The organism is Burkholderia sp. Ax-1724 (assembly GCF_011752995.1).
Taxonomy (GTDB): Bacteria; Pseudomonadota; Gammaproteobacteria; order Burkholderiales; family Burkholderiaceae; genus Paraburkholderia.
In genome coordinates this window covers 62,890-80,760 of sequence record NZ_VWWL01000020.1, presented here as the reverse complement: position 1 = coordinate 80,760, position 17,871 = coordinate 62,890, and the positions used below count along the sequence as shown (strand labels likewise).

Here is a 17,871-nt window from a genome sequence, read left to right as displayed (position 1 = left end):
TTTCAATCCGACCGGAAAAGGAAAGCCGATGAGACATAACGACCTGAACCTGCTCGTGTATCTGGATCTGCTGGTGAGGCACGGCAGCGCGACGCGTGTCGCGGAAGTGCTCGGCGTGAGCCAGCCCGCCGTGAGCGCGGCGGTGCGCCGGCTGCGTTCGATGACGGAACATCCCCTGTTCGTTCGCACCGGACGCGAACTCGCGCCGACGGCCTACGCGCTGTCGTTGCAGCAGCAGTTCGCACCGCTCTTGCGGCAGTGGCGCGAACTGACGGACCGCGACGGCGATTTTTCTCCGGGCGTATCCGACCGGTGCTTTTCCATTCTCGCGTCGGACTACACGCAGTATCTGTTTCTGCCGCTGCTCGCGCGCCGCCTCGCGACAGAAGCGCCGAACGTGTCGCTGCGCGTCATTCCGTCAAATCCGTATCGCGGCGTGCAATTGATCGAGCAGCAACAGGTCGACCTCGGGATTGGCTACTACCGGAACGTTCATCCTCAGTTGCGGCTGTGTCCGGTGCTGGAGGAGCAGGCAGTCTGTGTGCTCGCGCGTTCGCATCCGGCACTCGACTGCTTCGACGAGCACGCGTATGCGAGCGCCAGCCATATCGCGATTACCGTCGAAAACGCGGCCTATAACGCGACGCTTGATCGTGCGCTGGCCGCGCACAAGATCCGGCGGCGGATCGCAATCTCGATGCCCAGTTACGTATCGGCCGCGCACGTGGTGGAGGAGACCGAGTACGTGGCAACGCTTCCGCGCAGCATCGCGGAATTTGCGGCGAAGACCGCCGCCATCGAGATTCGCCCGTGCGCGATCGAACTGCCGCCGCTGGACCTGTCGATGCTGTTCCACGTCAACTCGGAAGCGGACGCCGCGAGTCAGTGGTTTCAGCGCGTGGTGCTCGAATGCGCGGAGGTGATTGCGTCGAGCTGGGCGACCTCTGCCGCAAAGGGATAGGCATGAATCGCGCGTTTCAGCGTGGGTTGCCGTGCAGCGCGGCGGCTGACGGCTGGCGGCTTCGGGCCGCCGCTGCGTCAACGGGCTGAATCCGCGGTCAATAGCCGCCTTGCGGAAAAGCGGCCATCCGGACAGCTAAACGTCAATGCGTCGCTTCAGCCAGGAGTAACTCAGCGAGGTCGGCCGGGCGATCCAGCATGATCGAATGCCCGCACGGTATTTCGTGGACCTTCCATCGAGGCGCATGCTTCAGCCTGGCATGGGTTTCGACGAACCAATCCCCACCGTTCCTCGTCGCGAACACGTAAGTGCGATTGGCAACGGGCACCGAATCCACTCCCTCCTTGACGCCTTGAACGAACGTGGCAAGCGGCTGCGGTCCAGACATCCTGTCGACCCAGGCGGCGTCTGCTTCGTTCACGTTGAACAGGGCCGCGGGAATAGGCGGAATCATGCCGTCGTTCCGGCCCGCCTGCGCCAGAAAAGCCAGCGCGGTGTCGGCACCGGTGATGTCGACGAGCGACTGCCCATCGGCCGGCGCATAAGCGTCGAGATAGAACAGTGTGCGGATGCGTTCCCCGACTTCGTGCGCCACGCCGGTGATGACCAGTCCGCCATACGAGTGACCGCACAATATGGCATCGGTCAGGTCCTCGTACTCGAAGACGTTGACGACATCCTGAATGTGCGTGTCCAGGTTGATGGCCCGATCAGCCAGGTGAGAACGTTCTCCGAGGCCGGTCAGCGTGGGCGTGTAGACATCGTGTCCCGCCTCGCGCAGCCGGCGGGCGACTCTCGCGTAAACCCAGCCGCCCTGAAAGGCGCCATGAACCAGAACGAATTTCGCCATAACTAAGTGTTCCTTTGATTTGCCGTAAAAAATGCATCGTGCCGTCGCGAGCGATTCACCGCGTCCCGTTTCCTGTACGGAACCGCGCGGAGATCGGCCATTGACTGAGTGCGACTCCCGAGACGCAAATGATGGCGCCCAGCATCAGCGCCGGCGTAATGGGTTCATGCCTGAAGACAACGCCCGCGCTAATGGCGAAAAATGATTGAAGCAAGGCATAGGGCGCGACCCGGGCCATCGAGAACCGCCCGATAAGCCAGAACCAGGTGATGAAGGCGGCGATCCCGCCGAGCATGACGGTAAAGGCGAAAGCCAGCCACTCTGAACTCGAAGCCCTCTGCAGCGCGGCAATCTGACCGCCCTCCACGATCAGCGAAAGTCCCAGCAGCTGGAATGCCGTGAAGAACGACATCCAGGCAAAGAGCTTCACCGGATCGAACGGGCCGAATTTTTTGGCGAGTACATTGCCGATAGCCAATCCGAGCGCAGACCCGATCACGAAGAGCGTCGGAACGGTCGGGACCTTCAACCTGGGATCGACGATCGAAAGCGCCACGCCACATAGTGCGATACCGACGCCGAACACCATTCGGGCAGAGGGTTTCTCGCCCAGCATGGGCCAGGCAAGCATCAGGGTGAACGGGGTCCACAACTGGTTGGCAATCCCGGCGACGCCAGCCGGCGATCTGGTGAGTCCCACGAAGGCGCAGGCGAAGTTCACCCCGCCCATGAAGCAGGAAATCAGGAAGATCGGTCGAATCTCCGGCCCGCGAATACGCCCCACGAAAGGGATAAGAATCGCGGCAATCACGGCAAACCGCAGGCCGGCGAAGAATAACGGCGGCAGCACCGTGAGCCCCGCCTTGATGACGGCATACTGCAATCCCCACAGCAAAGGAACCAGCAGGGCCGCGGCGATATGAATAGCTTTCATTGATAAATAAACCAATTAGTCCAAAAATCGACGCACGAAAATGCGTCGTGCCTTGTCTTCCGTATTCAAGCCGTCAGGCTGCTGATCAGTGCCTGCACGGCATCCTTTGCCCTGTCGGGTTTGAAGCCGATCTTGCGAACGACACGAAGGCCTTCGAGAAAGCAAACGAGCATGTGAGCCGCCGCCGCGGGGTCGACGTTCCTCGCCAGATCCCCTTCTTTCTGGGCGCGTTTCAAGGCTTTGATCAACCGCGCCTCCATGGCGCTCCAAAAATGAGCGATCCGGCTCGCAACCTCTTCGTCATGTGCCGCTAATTCCATGGCTGTCGCCACGACGAGGCAGCCGCGCTTGCCGGCGGCGCCCTCCGTGCGCGCGACATAACCATTCATGCATGCCTTGAGCCCCGCCAGGGCTTTCTGGCCTGAGGCAAATTCATCGTCGAGGCGCTTGAGTGCCTGGACGATGTAGCGATCGAGGGCGAGCAGGAAAAGGCCGTGCTTGTCGCCAAAGGCTGCGTACAGGCTTCCTCGGGAGAGCCCAGTGACGTCCAGCAGGTCCGGCAAGGAGGTACCCTGATAGCCCTTCGTCCAGAAAATCTGCATTGCGTGCTCGATAGTCTGGTCGAGGTCGAACTCGCGAGGACGTCCTCGCTGCCGGTCGGCGGTGGCATGTGGATTAGGCATGGCACATTTATAAACCAGATGGTCCAAAATAGTCAAGATTCCAGCCCAGTCATCTTTACCGCCATGAATCCATGGCCAGGACGAACGTACTGCCCGCATGCGGACAGCACCATCAGGCGTCCCGGATTAAAAGTGTCTGCGGAAAGTCTTGACGCGAAACCAACCAACTAGTAGATTGCAAACTATTGCAGGCGACAACGGCCCCGTCGTATCGAACCGGACGAATGTTGTCTCACGCGTCTATTCAGCCAATCGAGTCAATACTCATGAGTGTGGAACTGTCTCCCCGCGCCACCGAAATTGCCGAGCATACCAAGCTCCTGCTCGCCGCCGGCGGTTACAACGGGTTCAGCTATGCCGATCTGTCCGAGCGGGTCAATATCAGCAAGGCCAGCATCCATCATCATTTTCCGAGCAAGGCCGACCTCGTTCTGACCGTGGTCGCACAACACCGCGAGCAGGCCCGGGAAGGTTTGGCCGCCATGCAGCGGCAACTCGATGATCCGCTCGCGCAACTGACGGCCTACACCGACTACTGGGCGCAATGCATACGCGAAGGCACATCGTCCATGTGCATTTGCGCCATGCTGGCAGCCGAATCACCGATGATCCCGCAAGAGATTGCAGACGAAGTGCACGGCTATTTCGAAGACCTGACCACGTGGATCGCGACGGTTCTGAAGAAGGGCGCGGCAAAGTCGCAATTCCATTTGCGCGACAGCGCTCGCGTCGAAGCTCAAACGTTTATGTCCACCGTGCATGGCGCAATGTTGACGGCGCGAGCATTGGGCAATCCGGAATCGTTCCGTGCCATTTCGCGCTCGGCCATTGGCCGACTGACTGCGTAAAACCGATCGCCTTACTGGACTGGCGAACCAGTAAGGCGATCATTTTTTTTACCACCAAACCAATCAACTAGTTGGTTGCTTTTCGGAGCTACCGTCTTATGCCCCACCCTATTTCCACTTTGGGCGCTTGCCATACCATCGTCAGCCTGGTTCCGTTTGTTGCGGGACTCTATAGCTTCGTCCGCTATCACGGCATCGATAGCACCAGGCAGTCGGGACGGATTTATCTCGGCGGACTGGTCGTGTCGGTGCTTACCTCGTTCGGGCTATCCAGCACCGGCGGCTTCAACGCCGGCCATGCCCTGGGTATTCTGGCGCTCCTCGCAATAGGCGCCGCGCTACTGATTCCACGGATATCCATTCTGGGGCGCGCGCGAGCCTATCTATCCCAGTTCGGCTTCACATTCAGCTTCTTCCTGCTGCTGGTCCCCGGGATCAACGAGACGCTGACGCGGCTGCCCGTTGCCCATCCCCTCGCGGAAGGTCCCGCCTCTCCCCTTGTGCGCAGCACGCTGGCGGCGTGGCTCGGCATCTTCGTGGTGGGAGCGGCGTTGCAATACTGGTGGATGCGCTCGCAACGCGGGCGTGTGCAAGCTGCTTAGGATCGCTATGCACTGATCCGTCACTTTCGGAAGTTGCCCGGCGCGGCTTTCGACGATTTTCTTCGTTCACGCGCCATGTATCGGTAACGCGATGCTTATATCACCCAGGAGAATCAAGATGGATATTGCACGACTTCGCCAACTTCTCGCCCGCAGCCTGACCGGTGTCGTACTCGCGACCAGCGGCCTGGCCGCTGCCACTGCCGCTCACGCGGCGGACCAGGCGGTTCGTGTGCGGGGTACGGTCGTCTCGTTAGCGGGCGACCAGCTTCAGGTGAAATCACGCGACGGCCAAGCGCTCACGGTGAAGCTCAAGGACGGCTGGCGAGCATCGGCAGTCGTGAAAGCCCGTATCGGCGACATCAAGCCGGGCGATTTTGTCGGTATTGCATCGTTGCCCAAATCCGAAGGCGGCGACGGCGCCCTGGAAGTGCTGATTTTCCCGCCGGCATTGAAGGGGACCGGAGAAGGCAGTTATGGCTGGGACCTGAAACCCAATAGCACGATGACCAACGCGACCGTGGGAGACGCGGTCAAGTCGGTGGACGGCAGCACCGTGACCGTCAACTATCACGGCCAGGAAAAGAAGATCTCCATTCCGAACGGTACGCCTGTCGTGACATTGGCGCCCGCCACACCCGACGACGTGAAACCCGGCACGGCGGTATTTATCCCCGCACAGCAAGAGGCAAACGGCGCGCTGAGCTCGGGTCAACTGATCGTGGGCAAGAACGGCGTCGTGCCGCCGATGTAATGTAGCGACCACCATGACCGGCTGGTGTTATCCGCCAGCCGGTACGAGGCTTTTCAATGAACACCCCTGATTCAACGCATGCGCGGGCACCGCTTCCCCGCCCGACGCGCCGCCGGTTTATCCGGCGACATTCAGCGACAGTGCGCATCACGCACTGGATCAATGTGCTGTGCCTTTCCGTCATGTTGATGAGTGGGCTGCAAATCTTCAATGCGCACCCCAGACTGTATTGGGGCAAATATGGCGCGGATACCGACCATGCATTCATTGTCATCGGGTCGCGGAAACAGGCAGACGGTTTGCACGGTTTTTTGCGCATCGGTTCGCTGAGTATCGGGACGACAGGCCTTCTCGGTGTTTCCCAGGAAGGCAATGCAGTCGTGCCGCGAGCATTTCCTTCCTGGCTCACGATTCCTTCTTACTACGATCTCGGCGCAGCCCGGAATTGGCACTTTCTGTTTGCATGGCTGCTGGTTATCAATGGCGCGATCTATCTCGCGCACGGCTTCTGGCGTGGCCATATTCGCCGCGATCTATTGCCGGATCGAGACCAGCTCGCACCGCGGCATGTGTGGCGCGAAGTACTGGATCACGCGCGCCTTCGTTTCGCCAAAGGCGATGAGGCACGACGCTACAACGCCCTGCAAAAGATCACCTATCTGCTCGTGGCACTCGTGCTGCTGCCGTTGATGGTGCTGACCGGATTGACGATGTCGCCGGGTATGGACGCCGTCTTTCCATTCCTGCCCGACCTGTTCGGCGGCCGCCCTTCGGCGCGTACGTTGCACTTCATCACGGCGTCCTTGCTCGTGCTGTTTGTCGTCGTCCATGTGTTGATGGTCGTCCTGTCCGGCTTCTGGAACAACTTGCGTTCGATGATCGACGGGCGTTATGCGATCGACCACTCGGGAGAGGCACGATGAAATCAGGGTTTTCGCGGCGGCGCATGCTGGCAGGCTTGATATCCGGTGCCGGCGCGGTTCTGCTTGCCGGATGCGATCGAGCAACGCAAAGTACCGGGTTCGGCGCCTTGCTGCGCAATAGCGAGAAGCTGACGATGGAGAGCCAGCGCTTGCTGCTCGGCCGTCAATCGCTGGCTCCGGAATACAGCGTGGCCGACTTGTCGCCCGTGTTCCGCGCCAATGGCACTCAAGCCCCCGACTCCGAGGAGTACAACCAGCTGCTCGAGAACGGCTTCGCCGACTGGCGATTGCAGGTGGATGGGCTCGTACAGCAACCGCTCAGCCTGTCGCTTGACGAACTGAAGCGTCTGCCATCGCGCACGCAGATTACCCGGCACGATTGTGTCGAGGGGTGGAGCGCAATTGGCCAATGGCAAGGCGTGCCGCTCGGGCGAATACTGGATCTCGCGCGCCTGAAGTCCGGTGCGCGCTATGTCGTATTCCACTGCGCGGACGAACTGGAGGTCACGTTCGACGGCAGCGGCCGCTATTACGAAAGCATCGATCTGCTCGATGCTTATCACCCTCAAACCCTTCTCGCCTATGCGATGAACGGCAAGGCTCTGCCGGTGGCGCATGGCGCGCCGCTGCGGCTGAGAGTCGAAAGACAACTCGGCTACAAGCAGGCGAAGTACCTGATGCGGATCGAAGTCGTCCCGGCATTCGATACCTTGTGGGGTGGCCGGGGGGGCTATTGGGAAGATCGGGGCTACGACTGGTACGCGGGCATTTGACGCCGTACGCACAAACGTACGACGAGTCTATGGCGAATCGCGAACTACGCCGCTTGCCCGTTCCGAAAATGCTCGATGACCCATCGCTCGCATGCCGCCCACAGATCGGGCGCCCCGGCTTCGATCACCGGGCCATAGCGGGAGAGCACCTGATCGAGCGAGACGTCGTTCTCCGTCCAGGTGCCGCCGCCGGTCGCGAGGTTGACGAGCAAGGGCTGGAAGCGATCAAGCGCTTTGGCGAACTTCGCGTCCGCGGTCTGCGCAAGCTCGAATTCCTGCCACAGGCCGAGAAGCCCGCTACCTTGCGGCTGCGGCAGCAGCCCGAACAATCGCACCGCCGCCTTCGACTCCTGTTCGGCCTGCAACTCGCGCGACGTGCCGCCATGGATCGGAAAATCGCCGACGTCGATCTCGACGATGTCATGCAGCAGAAGCATCTGGATGACCCGAGTCGCATCCACGGCCTCGCCAGCATGCTCGCTCAGTATCAGCGCGTACATCGCGAGGTGCCAGGAGTGCTCGGCGGAATTCTCTTTCCTGCTGCGGTCCAGCAATGGGGATTGCCGTATGACGGACTTCAGTCGATCGATTTCCTTCAGGAATGCCAGTTGTTTATCCAGCGTGCTCGTCTGCATCGTTTCTCCTTGGGAAGCGGTGGGCCCGGTGCCGTTGCGCTAATGGGGCACGGCTAATGGGTCGCCGCTATTGCGTCGAGTTGCGCGGGCGCCATCAGCGCGAAAGCCGAGCGCATTTCGCGCGCCTCCTCGCCGGGACTGCGGCCAAAGAGCCGCTTGAACTCGCGGTTGAACTGCGATGCGCTTTCGTAGCCGACGCGCACGGCTGCTGCCGCCGCGGTGAGGTCGTCGCGGATCATCAGCAGCCGTGCCTGATGCAGCCGTACCGACTTGATGTACTGGATCGGCGAGGTGGCGGTCACGGTCTTGAAGTGGGCATGGAAGGCCGGGATGCTCAGGTCCGCCTCGCGCGCCAGCGATCCGACGTCCAGCGCCTGGGCGTAATCGCTATGGATACGGCGCAGGGCGCGCGAGATCCGGCCGAAGTTGCCCTGGCTGGCCAGCGCCGCCCTGATCGCTCCGCCGCGCGGACCCATCAGAACGCGAAAGCACAGTTCCCGCACGATGGCCGGACCCAACACGCGGGCTTCGATCGGCGAGGTCAATGCCTTGAGCAGGCGCACGGTCGTATCGGCCAGCGCGGTGTCCAGCGGCGTGGAAATAATGCCGACGGGCGTGGTGGCCGGCGCGCAGGCGTGATGCTCCACCTCGATGACCAGATCGGCCACGGCGGTCATGTCCAGCCGTACGGAGACGGCGAGCAAGGGCTCCCTGGGGCTGGCATCGGTTTCGGTCGAAAACGGCAGCGGCACCGAGAGCACCAGGTAGTGCTGGGCATCGTAGCGATAGAGCTGATCGGCCAGATAGCCGCGCTTGCTGCCCTGGCAAACGATCACGATGCTCGGCTCATACAGCACCGGCGTGCGCCCCAGCGGCCGATCCGCCCGCATCAGGCGTACGCCGTCCAGCAGCGAACGGGTATGCCCTTCCTGCGGGGCGAGCTGCCGGATCAGTGCGGCCATCTCGGCCTGCCGGGATGTGTCAGGACGCGGCTTGCTCATGAAGCGAGTTATTCCTCAAATACGAATAAGCTACATTTTTTCATCAACGAAGTGGTTTTCATAGATGAGAAATAGGAATAGGCAACGACGCGATAGGCTTGCGTCTAGTCCGGGGGACACGTCCTCTCTACGATTTCACCTTGTTCATTCCCCGCCACGGCTTTATTCGCTCGCACTGGGCAACAAGGAGAAAAGATGGAATCGACTACGTCGAATACAAGCAAGGTCATTGTGCTGACCGGCGCCAGCAGCGGCATTGGCGAGGCCACGGTCCGGCATCTGGCGCAGATGGGCCACCACCTGGTCATCGGGGCGCGCCGTATCGACCGCCTCACGGCCCTGCAGGAAGAACTGCGCGCTCAGGGCGCCAGTGTGGATGCGATCGCGCTCGACGTCACCCGGCTCGAAGACCTTCAGCAGATCGCCGCGTTCGCCCACAAGCGCTACGGCCGCATCGACGTGCTGATCAACAACGCGGGCGTCATGCCGCTGTCGCCGCTGGCCGCACTGAAGGTCGACGAATGGAACCGTACGCTCGACGTCAACGTGCGCGGCGTATTGAACGGCATCGCCGCCGTCCTGCCCGTGATGCAGGCGCAGGGGTACGGCCACATCGTCAACGTTGCCTCGATCGGCGCGCATGCGGTCACGCCGACCGCCGCCGTCTACTGCGCCAGCAAATACGCGGTACGCGCCCTCTCCGACGGGCTGCGCCAGGAGACGGATTCGCTTCGCGTGACCGTCGTCAGCCCCGGCGTTGTCGAGTCGGAGCTGGCCGATCACATCACCGACGAAACGGCACGCTCGGCCATGCGCGAGTTTCGCCGCATTGCCCTGCCGCCGCAGGCCGTGGCGCAAGCCATCGGTTATGCGATCGCGCAGCCGGACGGCGTGGACGTCAGCGAAATCATCGTGCGGCCCACTGCAAGCCCGTATTGATCCCACGCAATCATTCTCTTAAGGAATCCCTATGTCTTACGTCACTTCATCCTCTCACGACGCGCCGTTTGCCGGACGCGTCGCCATCGTCACCGGCGCAGCCAGCGGTATCGGTCTCGCCACGGTCGAGCTGCTGCATCGCCAGGGCGCGCGCGTAGTCGCCGTGGACCTGAGCGAGAACGTCAATGCCCTCGCGCGCGACGGCATCGCGCCGCTGGTCGCGGACATCGCGCAGGAAGCCAGCGCCACGCTGGCCGTGCAAACAGCCCTGGAGCAGTTCGGCCGGCTGGACATTCTCGTCAACAACGCCGGGATCATCACCAGCAAGCCGGTGGTCGAGATGCGCCTCGAGGACTGGAACCAGATACTGGCGGTCAACGCCACCGGCGCGTTCCTGTTCTCCCGCGAAGCCATGCGGCCGATGATGGCGGCCGGGTCCGGAGCCATCGTCAATATCGGCTCCTATGCCTGCTACCAGTCGTTCCCCAACATTGCCGCCTATGCGGCGTCCAAGGGCGCGCTGGCTCAACTCACGCGCACGCTCGCGCTGGAAGCCATCGGCCACGGCATCCGCGTCAATGCGGTCGGCTCCGGCGATGCCATCACCAACATCACCAATGCCATTCAGCCGGACGGGCCGGCCTATCTGGCCGAGCACGGCCGCAAAGCGCCGATCGGGCGCGCGGCCCGCCCCGAAGAGATCGCGGAAGTCGTGGCCTTCCTCGCATCGGAGCGCGCCAGCTACATGGTCGGTTCGGTCGTCATGGCCGACGGCGGCATGAGCGTCGCCATCCCGTAACGCCATGCACAGGGAGTATCAGGACAGGCACTCACCAACCCATTCGAGGGTCTGGTTCAGCACGGAAGCCGCACGCGGCATCGGCCGCTCCCTCGCCCACCAAACGCTCGCCGACGGCGACGCCGTGGCTGCGCCCCCGTGCACGCCCGGCGGCCTGCGCGAGGCCTTCAACGAAAACCATGCGCGCCTGCTGGCATTGGAATGCCGATCTGGACGCATGGCGAGTCGCTCTCAACGCCGCCGCTTTCATCGACTGATTTCGCCGGTACGCGAATGCTGGAAAAAACGGTTGATCCTCCACCTGGGCGATGGTCGTTTCAATTTGTCGAACCGTCACGCACTTTCCCCATGCCCCTACCCACACTCAGAAACAAGAACCCGAAAATGAAAACGCATTCCCGGAAGCAAGGGTTGATGTCCACGCTGGCTGCCGTTGCGCTGCTTGCCGCCACCCATGCCGCTTTGGCCGTCGAGCGCTGGCAGACGCTGCCGCATACGCCGACGCCGCCGCACTATGATCGCTCGTCCCGTACCGAGCTTCGTGGCATCAGGCTTTACAACGCGGAGGTGGGACACGGCCGCCCGGTCATTCTGCTTCATGGCGGCCTGGCAAATTCCGATTGGTGGGCCCTTCAGGTCAAGGCGCTACGCGTGAATCATCGCGTCATCGTGGTCGATTCGCGCGGCCATGGCCGCAGCACGCGCGATACGACGCCGTACAGCTATGACCTGATGGCCGACGACGTCATCGCGCTGATGGACAAGCTCCGGATCAGGCAGGCCGACATCGTCGGCTGGAGCGACGGCGCCATTCAGGCTCTCGACATGGCCATGCGCCATCCGGATCGGGTGGGCAAGATCGTCGCGTTCGGCGCCAACACCAACACCGACGGCACGCGTCCGGACGCCGACAAGAACCCGACTTTCGCGGCGTTCATCGATCGCACCGGCAAGGAGTACGCGAAGCTGTCCCCCACACCGAACCAATACCAGGATTTTCTCGCCCAGATCGGCAATATGTGGGCGGCCCAGCCCAACTGGACGGACGACCAGCTCCGGTCGATCAGGTCCGAGGTGCTCGTGATGGACGGCGATCACGACGAAGCCATCAAGCGCAGCCACACGGAATATATGGCGAGAACGATTCCGCATGCACGCCTGCCGATCCTGCCTGACGCCAGCCACTTCGCGTTTATTCAGGCTCCGGAGGCGTTCAACGAGGCCATCCTGAACTTCCTGGACGACGATAAGCAATAAACCCACTTGCTGGCGATCCGCACACGGTTCGCCAGCAAGTGGGCGTCACCTTCCGCATGCTCTCCGACGCGTTCCATCGTTTTTTTGAATTCAGGCAAGTGCGGCTAGGACCATCCGGAATGCTCTGTCGTCGAATGCGGATGTTTTGGCACAAAAGTGCGGCCATGGGTTTGTTACCCAACCTTCAACGGTTAATTCCCGCATGAAAATCATTAAAAGGCGTGCGCAACGTCAACGAGGCGAGTGAATCTGTCGTTTACAAAAAATCAGGCCGGAAATCGTTCAACGGGTAAATAGCGAACGCTCGGCCTTACAGGCAGAAAATCTTGCCGATGTGGCGCCGCACAAACATTGTCATGATTGATTCACATAAAAACGTTAAGGCAGCGCACGAATTGCGCGGACTGCGGACGGGAAGGCAGGGCCCGGTACAGATGGGCATGACGGGGAGGAGCCGGCTAATTCGGATTTCGCACCGGAAAATGCAGACCGGCAATGGATGCGATAGTCAGACGATAAATTTTATTCAAACCCTCTGTTCAAGTGTTGGCTTGTGCCGTTAAAGCAACAGAGAACAGGTGACGTGCATCGGACGCTGGTGCGATGCGGGGACCGAGGCAGATAATCGGTTTGTAAAGGAGAAAGATCATGGATGCCAAGCCACCGAAGATTCCGACCCCGGATAAAGTCTTTTACCCGGATCCGGAACCCGTGGGCGTCGAGTTTCTGGGTGCCGAACTGCCTGAGCATGTTCGCGCTTTTTTCGACGAACAACGCAAGTCGTACGATCCGAAGTAATCGTGCAATCATGCGGTGCAACATCGACGCGCGTGCAACAGGTACGCGCTAAATGCACGCGCCCTCATTATCGTTATAACTTTGCGTCCGACATTCGCGTCGCGACGGTAAATCGGTTCGCCTGATTACAACGATGCCGCGCCACTCAGCCAGAGTGCGTGGACGCATGCGCGTTCTTTCTGTATGCCGCGTTTGTCGTACCTTCGGGCGCATGCCCCGCGTGCGACTTCATTGAGTCTCCACTCGCAGTTTCAGTCGCGCCGTAGTTTCAGCCGCGTAATACGCGCCGTCTGCCGGACATCATTTATTCTTCTCATTTTTCCTCAGCGGCCACCCGGCCTCGTTCACTACATGAATCGTCCGCATCGCTTCGGCGCGTCATACGCGCTCTCCGCCCTTGCACTCACCGCCAGCTTCGCCCTCGCGCCCGCTCCGGCCTTCGCCGATGGCGACGACACCGCGCTCACCAATCTGATTGCGCTGGTTTCGCAACGCCTCGCGCTCGCGGAACCGGTCGCGCGCTGGAAATGGGCCCATCATCAGGCGATCACCGATACGCCGCGCGAAAACGCCTTGCTCGCCGACGTGGAGAAGCGCGCCGCCGCGGCGAACGTCGACCCCGCGTTTGCGCGCGCGTTCTTCCAGGATCAGATCGACGCGAGCAAGGACGTGCAGAACGCGCTCTTTGCCACGTGGCGCAGTACACAACCGCCGCAGGGGCCCGCGCCCGATCTCGCCGCCAGCACCCGGCCGCAGCTCGACAAACTGACGCAATCGCTCATGGCCGGACTGGCGCGCGTGCAGCCGTTGCGCACGGCAGAAGATTGTCCGTCGCGTGTCGCGCGGTCGCTGGCGAGCTGGAAATCACTGACCCGCTACGACTCTGCGCATTCGAGCGCCTTGACGCGCGCGCTCGGTCACGTGTGCGAAACTGGCGGCGTCGGCGCAACCGGTTGAACCCGGCAGCGCGACTCGGCAGGATGCCCGCGAGCCTCGTTCAGACGAAGCTCGACTCAGCGCTCGACGCGCTGTTCGACCTGGGCGCCTCGCCCGATGCGCCGAGCGGCATCACGCGCAGACCGCGCGCAAGATGACTCTGCAGGATGCGATAGGTCGACAGCTCGAACGGCCCCGCGCTCGCCGACGCATGCAATTGCGCGGCGAGCGCGAGCGACGGCGCATGACCGAGGTAGCGCCAACGGTCGACCACATGAAAAGCGCGCGCCGCGTCCTCGCGCTCCTCGAAAACGATCGCGCCCGGAAACGGCCACGGCGCGTCTGCGGGATCGCTCTTCGTCACGCGCGGCAGGCGATTCTGGCTTGGCCGCAGCGTCGCGATCCACTGGGCTTCGGCAAGCATCGCACCCAGCTCGCCGCCGGTCGCGCACCATTCGACCCGCCGTACCTGCTGCGCGAGCCGGATATCTTTCGACGAGCGCCGCTCGCCCGTCAGATGCGAGCGCAGCCGCTGACGCACGCGCACGCTTCGTCCGACGTAAAGCGGCGCATCGCCTTCGCCGTAGAGCGCGTACACGCCGCAGCCCGGCGGCGCGGTATCGAGCAGGTCTTCGGTGATGTCGCCGGCCAGCCGGTAGCGCCGCGTGGTGCGCTCGATCTGCGCGCGCAGCACCTCGGGCGGCACGAGTGCAGGCAGACGCTGCCAGAACTGCCAGATCAGATCGGCATCGGCGAGCGCGCGGTGGCGATCGGCGGGCACGAGCGCGTGACGCTCGACGAGCGCATCGAGCCCATGGCGCTTTTCGGCGGGAAACAGCGCACGCGATAGCCGCACCGTGCACAGGACGTCGGGATCGAACGCGAGCCCCGCACGACGAAACTCGCCGCGCAGAAATCCGCGATCGAAACTCGCGTTGTGCGCGACGAACAGCTTGCCGTTCAGGCGCTCGAAAAGCGCCGGGGCGATCGACTCGAAGGTCGGCGCGCCGCGCACCATTTCATTCGTGATACCGGTGAGTTGCTGGATAAACGAGGGAATCGGCTGCTGCGGGTCGATCAGACTGCTCCAGCGCGATACGCCGGCGGGCCCCACCTCGACGACGCCGACTTCGGTGATACGGTGCTCGCTCGTCGAGCCGCCCGTCGTTTCAAGATCGACGAAGACAATTGGTACATCCAGGGCCGGTTGCGGCGAAAACTGTTCAGACATGGAGGAAAAGAAGGCTTTAGACGCGTGACTTTGCGGCAAGTATGCACCAGTTATGCACCAGCCAGGCGTTATGCATTCAGGTGGCATCGCGCGACGCCCGCGAAACCGGGGAGCAAAAGCCGTTATGCAAGAAGGCGCAGTTTGCTGCTGACATTGAACGGACATTGAGCGGCGGCGGAATAATCCGCCGTGGCAGTCCGTCAGGCAGCCATTAGGCGGCAGTCAAAGCGGGACTATTCAAGAGTAGTCGAATTGCATTTTCTCCGTTATAGCCCGGGAGCCGTATTTTTGAACCATGCGGTTACACAAATAAGTGGCCACCCTTTAAATCTGTCCGAAAAATAAAAACCCCCGCACTTCGGCGAGGGTTCTCTCCTGATACGGCCGGAACCCAGGTCCCGGCGCGACGCAAATCCTACAGCGGCTGGATATTGGCCGCCTGCTTGCCCTTCGGGCTCGTCTTGACCTCGAAGGACACGCGCTGGTTTTCCTTCAGCGACTTGAAGCCTTCGCTACGAATCTCCGAAAAGTGCGCAAAGAGGTCCTCGCCGCCCGTATCCGAAGTGATAAAACCAAAACCCTTAGCATCGTTGAACCATTTGACGACACCAGTTTCCATTTTCCGCTTTCCTCTATGATTTATCAAAATCGGGCATTGCCCCGAATTGTTCCAATCCCGAATTCATCGGCGCTAATAGCTGACTATTGAAATACAGTATCGCCCAATGAAATGCAGCCTTGCCGTTATACGGGGAACCAGGAATCGTCGTCAAGTAAACTTTTCGTATGCGTTTAGCTCATTACGAGATAAATACACAATCCGCATCAAAATAAAAATATTCCGTCAGTCTTACCGGGCAAGATTTAATCCACATCAAGCAACGGCAAAAATTGCGGCGTCACGTCAATTAAATGTAACGAAACCCTGGTTTCGGTAAGTGTTTGTCCGACTTGCTGCAGTGCATTCGTAATCGCATGATGCCAAGCAAGGGTAGCGATGCGCATCGGGAGGTTGCCATGCTCTTCAATGAAATTCGCCGTCTTTTCACCTGGCTTGCTCACTCGCGCACAAAGGTGGTTTCCGACCAGCCCGCCCGGGTTGCGGACACCCCCAGCGCTTTCGATTTCGATCCGATGTGGCACGGGGATCACTGGCAAAACCTGCTGTCCTCGCCGATGGACGCACGCCGTTACGTGATCGAAGACTGGAGCGTGGCGACCGCGGCCGACTGGAACGAGGCCGACGGCACGGCGCCGGCGCACTAGGCTGACCCGCGAATATAGAGTCCGCAGATAAAAAAAAGCGCGACTGGGAAGTCGCGCCGACAAAGGTTTGGAGATCTTTTTCGTCAACGAAAAAGTCTGCTTCGGAAAGCAGAACTTTCAGTATAGCGGCCATACGCGATTTCGTTTATTCGCACTATTAACAACCATCTATTGCCGCAATAACAACAATCGTTTTTCGTGTTTCTTTTCGTTGCTTTTTTGCATCGATTTGTGTCGCGGATCAACAACGCAATTCTCGCCATTCTCCTTCCGGGCTATCTCAATATGGCGCAAAGCCTTTACCTATAAGGCCCAAGCGGCATTCATACATCGTTTCCGGCTGCGTAATACTTTATTGCGCAAATCGGAATGCCCACTTCCGGAAGTGTCTCTCTACACTCTGCCTAATCGGAAACCGGCGCGAAGAATCTGATCGACGCGCTTCTCACGCGAATTCCGCTTCTCGCAGCGCCGCGTGAAGGTCTCCCAAGCCAGGGTTCAAACCTCTCTCGCTCTTGGAGTTATATCAATGAAGAAGACACTCATGGTCGCCGCCCTCACGGGCGTTTTCGCAACCGCAGCGCATGCCCAGAGCAGCGTCACCCTGTACGGCCTGATCGACGCCGGCATCACCTTCACGAACAACCAGCACGGCCACAGCAACTGGCAAATGACGAGCGGCTCGGTCAACGGCAGCCGCTTCGGCCTGCGTGGCGCCGAAGACCTCGGCGGCGGCCTGAAGGCTATCTTCACGTTGGAAAACGGCTTCGGCATCAATGACGGCACGCTCAAGCAGAACAGCCGCATTTTCGGCCGTCAGGCTTTCGTGGGTCTGTCGAGCGACCAGTTCGGCGCCGTCACCCTCGGCCGTCAATATGACAGCATGGTCGACTACGTCGCCCCGCTGGCGCTGACCGGCACGCAATACGGTGGCACGCAGTTCGCGCACCCGTTCGACAACGACAACCTGAACAACTCGTTCCGGATCAACAACTCGATCAAGTTCCAGAGCGCGAACTACGGCGGTTTCAAGTTCGGCGCGTTGTACGGCTTCTCGAACCAGGCTGACGGCTTCTCGAACAACCGCGCCTACAGCGCGGGCGCGTCGTACAACTGGGGCGGCCTGAACGTCGCGGCCGCTTACCTGCAACTGAACAGCAACGGCGCGAACAGCGCGGCGGCGGCGTTCAACTCGGGTGGCGCGGTATCGGGCGACAACACGTTCTTCGCGGCTCGTCAGCAAACGTGGGGCGCAGGTGCCAACTACGCGTTCGGCCCGGCAACGGTCGGCCTCGTGTACTCGCAGACGAACCTGCAAGGTCTCGCCGGCATCAGCCAGAGCGCTTCGGGTATCTCGGGCGGCGTTGGCCTCCCGACCAACAGCGCCCAGTTCCAGAACATCGAAGCCAATGCCCGTTACGCTCTGACGCCGGCACTGAGCCTCGCGGCTGCGTACACGTACACGCGTGCAAACCTGTCCAGCACGCACGTGCACTGGAACCAGGTCGACCTGCAAACCGCCTATGCGCTGTCCAAGCGTACCGACGTGTACCTGCAGGGCGTTTATCAGGCAGCGAACGAAGGCTCGATCGTCAACGCCAACATCAATGGCCTCGGCGCAGCTTCGGGCAACAACAAGCAAGTCGCTGTGACGGCGGGTCTGCGTCACCGCTTCTAAAAA

The 17,871-nt window shown here is 61.0% G+C and carries 21 protein-coding genes; 13 read left to right on the top strand and 8 right to left on the bottom strand.

Translation table 11 applies throughout. From position 1 onward, the window contains the following. The first annotated feature begins 28 nt into the window (after positions 1–28). Positions 29–961, top strand: a complete 933-nt coding sequence (locus F3J19_RS23130; protein ID WP_167046575.1) for a LysR family transcriptional regulator — start codon at positions 29–31, stop codon at positions 959–961. A 142-nt stretch (positions 962–1,103) separates the two neighbouring features. Here F3J19_RS23130 and F3J19_RS23125 read toward each other — a convergent pair whose 3' ends face one another. The 3 genes from F3J19_RS23125 to F3J19_RS23115 form a co-directional block, all read right to left on the bottom strand. After that, on the bottom strand, positions 1,104–1,811 hold the full coding sequence (locus F3J19_RS23125) for an alpha/beta fold hydrolase (RefSeq protein WP_167046572.1): 708 nt from the start codon (positions 1,809–1,811) through the stop codon (positions 1,104–1,106). 55 nt (positions 1,812–1,866) lie between these two features. Then, the gene (locus F3J19_RS23120) at positions 1,867–2,745 is read right to left on the bottom strand and encodes an EamA family transporter (protein ID WP_167046569.1); all 879 of its coding nucleotides are present in this window, start codon (positions 2,743–2,745) and stop codon (positions 1,867–1,869) included. A gap of 65 nt (positions 2,746–2,810) precedes the next feature. Further along, positions 2,811–3,464, bottom strand: a complete 654-nt coding sequence (locus F3J19_RS23115) for a TetR/AcrR family transcriptional regulator (RefSeq protein ID WP_240159175.1) — start codon at positions 3,462–3,464, stop codon at positions 2,811–2,813. Between the two features lie 230 nt (positions 3,465–3,694). Between F3J19_RS23115 and F3J19_RS23110 the strand changes: the two genes are divergently transcribed. The 5 genes from F3J19_RS23110 to F3J19_RS23090 all read left to right on the top strand — a co-directional run bounded on the left by F3J19_RS23110 (position 3,695) and on the right by F3J19_RS23090 (position 7,328). Then, positions 3,695–4,276: a TetR/AcrR family transcriptional regulator gene (locus F3J19_RS23110; RefSeq protein ID WP_167046563.1), complete on the top strand. Its 582-nt coding sequence runs from the start codon at positions 3,695–3,697 to the stop codon at positions 4,274–4,276. 98 nt (positions 4,277–4,374) lie between these two features. Next, the gene (locus F3J19_RS23105; RefSeq protein ID WP_167046562.1) at positions 4,375–4,878 is read left to right on the top strand and encodes a hypothetical protein; all 504 of its coding nucleotides are present in this window, start codon (positions 4,375–4,377) and stop codon (positions 4,876–4,878) included. 118 nt (positions 4,879–4,996) lie between these two features. Further along, entirely contained in the window at positions 4,997–5,632 is a 636-nt protein-coding gene (locus F3J19_RS23100; protein ID WP_167046559.1) for a hypothetical protein, read from the top strand. A gap of 56 nt (positions 5,633–5,688) precedes the next feature. Then, entirely contained in the window at positions 5,689–6,555 is an 867-nt protein-coding gene (locus F3J19_RS23095; protein WP_167046556.1) for a cytochrome b/b6 domain-containing protein, read from the top strand. Then, entirely contained in the window at positions 6,552–7,328 is a 777-nt protein-coding gene (locus F3J19_RS23090) for a molybdopterin-binding protein (protein WP_167046553.1), read from the top strand. The genes F3J19_RS23095 and F3J19_RS23090 overlap by 4 nt, the downstream gene beginning before the upstream one ends. Positions 7,329–7,372: 44 nt before the next feature. Here F3J19_RS23090 and F3J19_RS23085 read toward each other — a convergent pair whose 3' ends face one another. Together F3J19_RS23085 and F3J19_RS23080 are read right to left on the bottom strand one after the other, a co-directional pair. Continuing rightward, on the bottom strand, positions 7,373–7,963 hold the full coding sequence (locus F3J19_RS23085; RefSeq protein ID WP_167046551.1) for an HD domain-containing protein: 591 nt from the start codon (positions 7,961–7,963) through the stop codon (positions 7,373–7,375). Between the two features lie 53 nt (positions 7,964–8,016). Continuing rightward, the gene (locus tag F3J19_RS23080; protein WP_240159173.1) at positions 8,017–8,964 is read right to left on the bottom strand and encodes an AraC family transcriptional regulator; all 948 of its coding nucleotides are present in this window, start codon (positions 8,962–8,964) and stop codon (positions 8,017–8,019) included. Positions 8,965–9,159: 195 nt separating this feature from the next. Here F3J19_RS23080 and F3J19_RS23075 point away from each other — a divergent pair, with 195 nt between their 5' ends. Further along, positions 9,160–9,903, top strand: coding sequence for an SDR family oxidoreductase (locus F3J19_RS23075; protein WP_167046548.1), 744 nt, complete (start codon positions 9,160–9,162; stop codon positions 9,901–9,903). A 31-nt stretch (positions 9,904–9,934) separates the two neighbouring features. Beyond that, positions 9,935–10,702: an SDR family oxidoreductase gene (locus F3J19_RS23070; RefSeq protein ID WP_167046545.1), complete on the top strand. Its 768-nt coding sequence runs from the start codon at positions 9,935–9,937 to the stop codon at positions 10,700–10,702. 31 nt (positions 10,703–10,733) lie between these two features. Here F3J19_RS23070 and F3J19_RS23065 read toward each other — a convergent pair whose 3' ends face one another. After that, the gene (locus F3J19_RS23065) at positions 10,734–11,039 is read right to left on the bottom strand and encodes a hypothetical protein (RefSeq protein WP_167046542.1); all 306 of its coding nucleotides are present in this window, start codon (positions 11,037–11,039) and stop codon (positions 10,734–10,736) included. A 47-nt stretch (positions 11,040–11,086) separates the two neighbouring features. Here F3J19_RS23065 and F3J19_RS23060 point away from each other — a divergent pair, with 47 nt between their 5' ends. From F3J19_RS23060 to F3J19_RS23050, 3 genes are all read left to right on the top strand, one after another. Continuing rightward, positions 11,087–11,959 carry an alpha/beta hydrolase gene (locus F3J19_RS23060; RefSeq protein ID WP_205193172.1) on the top strand — a complete coding sequence of 291 codons (873 nt, stop codon included), beginning with the start codon at positions 11,087–11,089 and terminating at the stop codon, positions 11,957–11,959. A gap of 648 nt (positions 11,960–12,607) precedes the next feature. Continuing rightward, positions 12,608–12,757: a hypothetical protein gene (locus tag F3J19_RS23055; protein WP_167046539.1), complete on the top strand. Its 150-nt coding sequence runs from the start codon at positions 12,608–12,610 to the stop codon at positions 12,755–12,757. A gap of 351 nt (positions 12,758–13,108) precedes the next feature. Beyond that, the gene (locus F3J19_RS23050) at positions 13,109–13,714 is read left to right on the top strand and encodes a chorismate mutase (RefSeq protein ID WP_167046536.1); all 606 of its coding nucleotides are present in this window, start codon (positions 13,109–13,111) and stop codon (positions 13,712–13,714) included. 40 nt (positions 13,715–13,754) lie between these two features. Here the strand turns inward: F3J19_RS23050 and F3J19_RS23045 are convergent, their stop codons facing one another. Together F3J19_RS23045 and F3J19_RS23040 are read right to left on the bottom strand one after the other, a co-directional pair. Continuing rightward, positions 13,755–14,924, bottom strand: coding sequence for an exonuclease domain-containing protein (locus F3J19_RS23045; RefSeq protein ID WP_167046533.1), 1,170 nt, complete (start codon positions 14,922–14,924; stop codon positions 13,755–13,757). Positions 14,925–15,339: 415 nt separating this feature from the next. Next, on the bottom strand, positions 15,340–15,543 hold the full coding sequence (locus F3J19_RS23040) for a cold-shock protein (RefSeq protein WP_062128797.1): 204 nt from the start codon (positions 15,541–15,543) through the stop codon (positions 15,340–15,342). 398 nt (positions 15,544–15,941) lie between these two features. Between F3J19_RS23040 and F3J19_RS23035 the strand changes: the two genes are divergently transcribed. Both F3J19_RS23035 and F3J19_RS23030 read left to right on the top strand, forming a co-directional pair. Then, positions 15,942–16,190: a hypothetical protein gene (locus F3J19_RS23035; protein WP_167046530.1), complete on the top strand. Its 249-nt coding sequence runs from the start codon at positions 15,942–15,944 to the stop codon at positions 16,188–16,190. Positions 16,191–16,719: 529 nt separating this feature from the next. Further along, positions 16,720–17,868: a porin gene (locus F3J19_RS23030; RefSeq protein WP_167046527.1), complete on the top strand. Its 1,149-nt coding sequence runs from the start codon at positions 16,720–16,722 to the stop codon at positions 17,866–17,868. Positions 17,869–17,871: the final 3 nt, after the last annotated feature.

Bases quoted from the DNA above. Each gene is read 5' to 3' on its own strand.
- F3J19_RS23125 (WP_167046572.1), bottom strand. From the start codon at position 1,811: ATGGCGAAATTCGTTCTGGTTCATGGCGCCTTTCAGGGCGGCTGGGTT.
- F3J19_RS23055 (WP_167046539.1), top strand. From the start codon at position 12,608: ATGGATGCCAAGCCACCGAAGATTCCGACCCCGGATAAAGTCTTTTAC.
- F3J19_RS23110 (WP_167046563.1), top strand. From the start codon at position 3,695: ATGAGTGTGGAACTGTCTCCCCGCGCCACCGAAATTGCCGAGCATACC.
- F3J19_RS23045 (WP_167046533.1), bottom strand. From the start codon at position 14,924: ATGTCTGAACAGTTTTCGCCGCAACCGGCCCTGGATGTACCAATTGTC.
- F3J19_RS23060 (WP_205193172.1), top strand. From the start codon at position 11,087: ATGAAAACGCATTCCCGGAAGCAAGGGTTGATGTCCACGCTGGCTGCC.
- F3J19_RS23040 (WP_062128797.1), bottom strand. From the start codon at position 15,543: ATGGAAACTGGTGTCGTCAAATGGTTCAACGATGCTAAGGGTTTTGGT.
- F3J19_RS23130 (WP_167046575.1), top strand. From the start codon at position 29: ATGAGACATAACGACCTGAACCTGCTCGTGTATCTGGATCTGCTGGTG.
- F3J19_RS23050 (WP_167046536.1), top strand. From the start codon at position 13,109: ATGAATCGTCCGCATCGCTTCGGCGCGTCATACGCGCTCTCCGCCCTT.
- F3J19_RS23100 (WP_167046559.1), top strand. From the start codon at position 4,997: ATGGATATTGCACGACTTCGCCAACTTCTCGCCCGCAGCCTGACCGGT.
- F3J19_RS23035 (WP_167046530.1), top strand. From the start codon at position 15,942: ATGCTCTTCAATGAAATTCGCCGTCTTTTCACCTGGCTTGCTCACTCG.
- F3J19_RS23080 (WP_240159173.1), bottom strand. From the start codon at position 8,964: ATGAGCAAGCCGCGTCCTGACACATCCCGGCAGGCCGAGATGGCCGCA.
- F3J19_RS23070 (WP_167046545.1), top strand. From the start codon at position 9,935: ATGTCTTACGTCACTTCATCCTCTCACGACGCGCCGTTTGCCGGACGC.
- F3J19_RS23105 (WP_167046562.1), top strand. From the start codon at position 4,375: ATGCCCCACCCTATTTCCACTTTGGGCGCTTGCCATACCATCGTCAGC.
- F3J19_RS23120 (WP_167046569.1), bottom strand. From the start codon at position 2,745: ATGAAAGCTATTCATATCGCCGCGGCCCTGCTGGTTCCTTTGCTGTGG.
- F3J19_RS23090 (WP_167046553.1), top strand. From the start codon at position 6,552: ATGAAATCAGGGTTTTCGCGGCGGCGCATGCTGGCAGGCTTGATATCC.
- F3J19_RS23075 (WP_167046548.1), top strand. From the start codon at position 9,160: ATGGAATCGACTACGTCGAATACAAGCAAGGTCATTGTGCTGACCGGC.
- F3J19_RS23095 (WP_167046556.1), top strand. From the start codon at position 5,689: ATGAACACCCCTGATTCAACGCATGCGCGGGCACCGCTTCCCCGCCCG.
- F3J19_RS23030 (WP_167046527.1), top strand. From the start codon at position 16,720: ATGAAGAAGACACTCATGGTCGCCGCCCTCACGGGCGTTTTCGCAACC.
- F3J19_RS23085 (WP_167046551.1), bottom strand. From the start codon at position 7,963: ATGCAGACGAGCACGCTGGATAAACAACTGGCATTCCTGAAGGAAATC.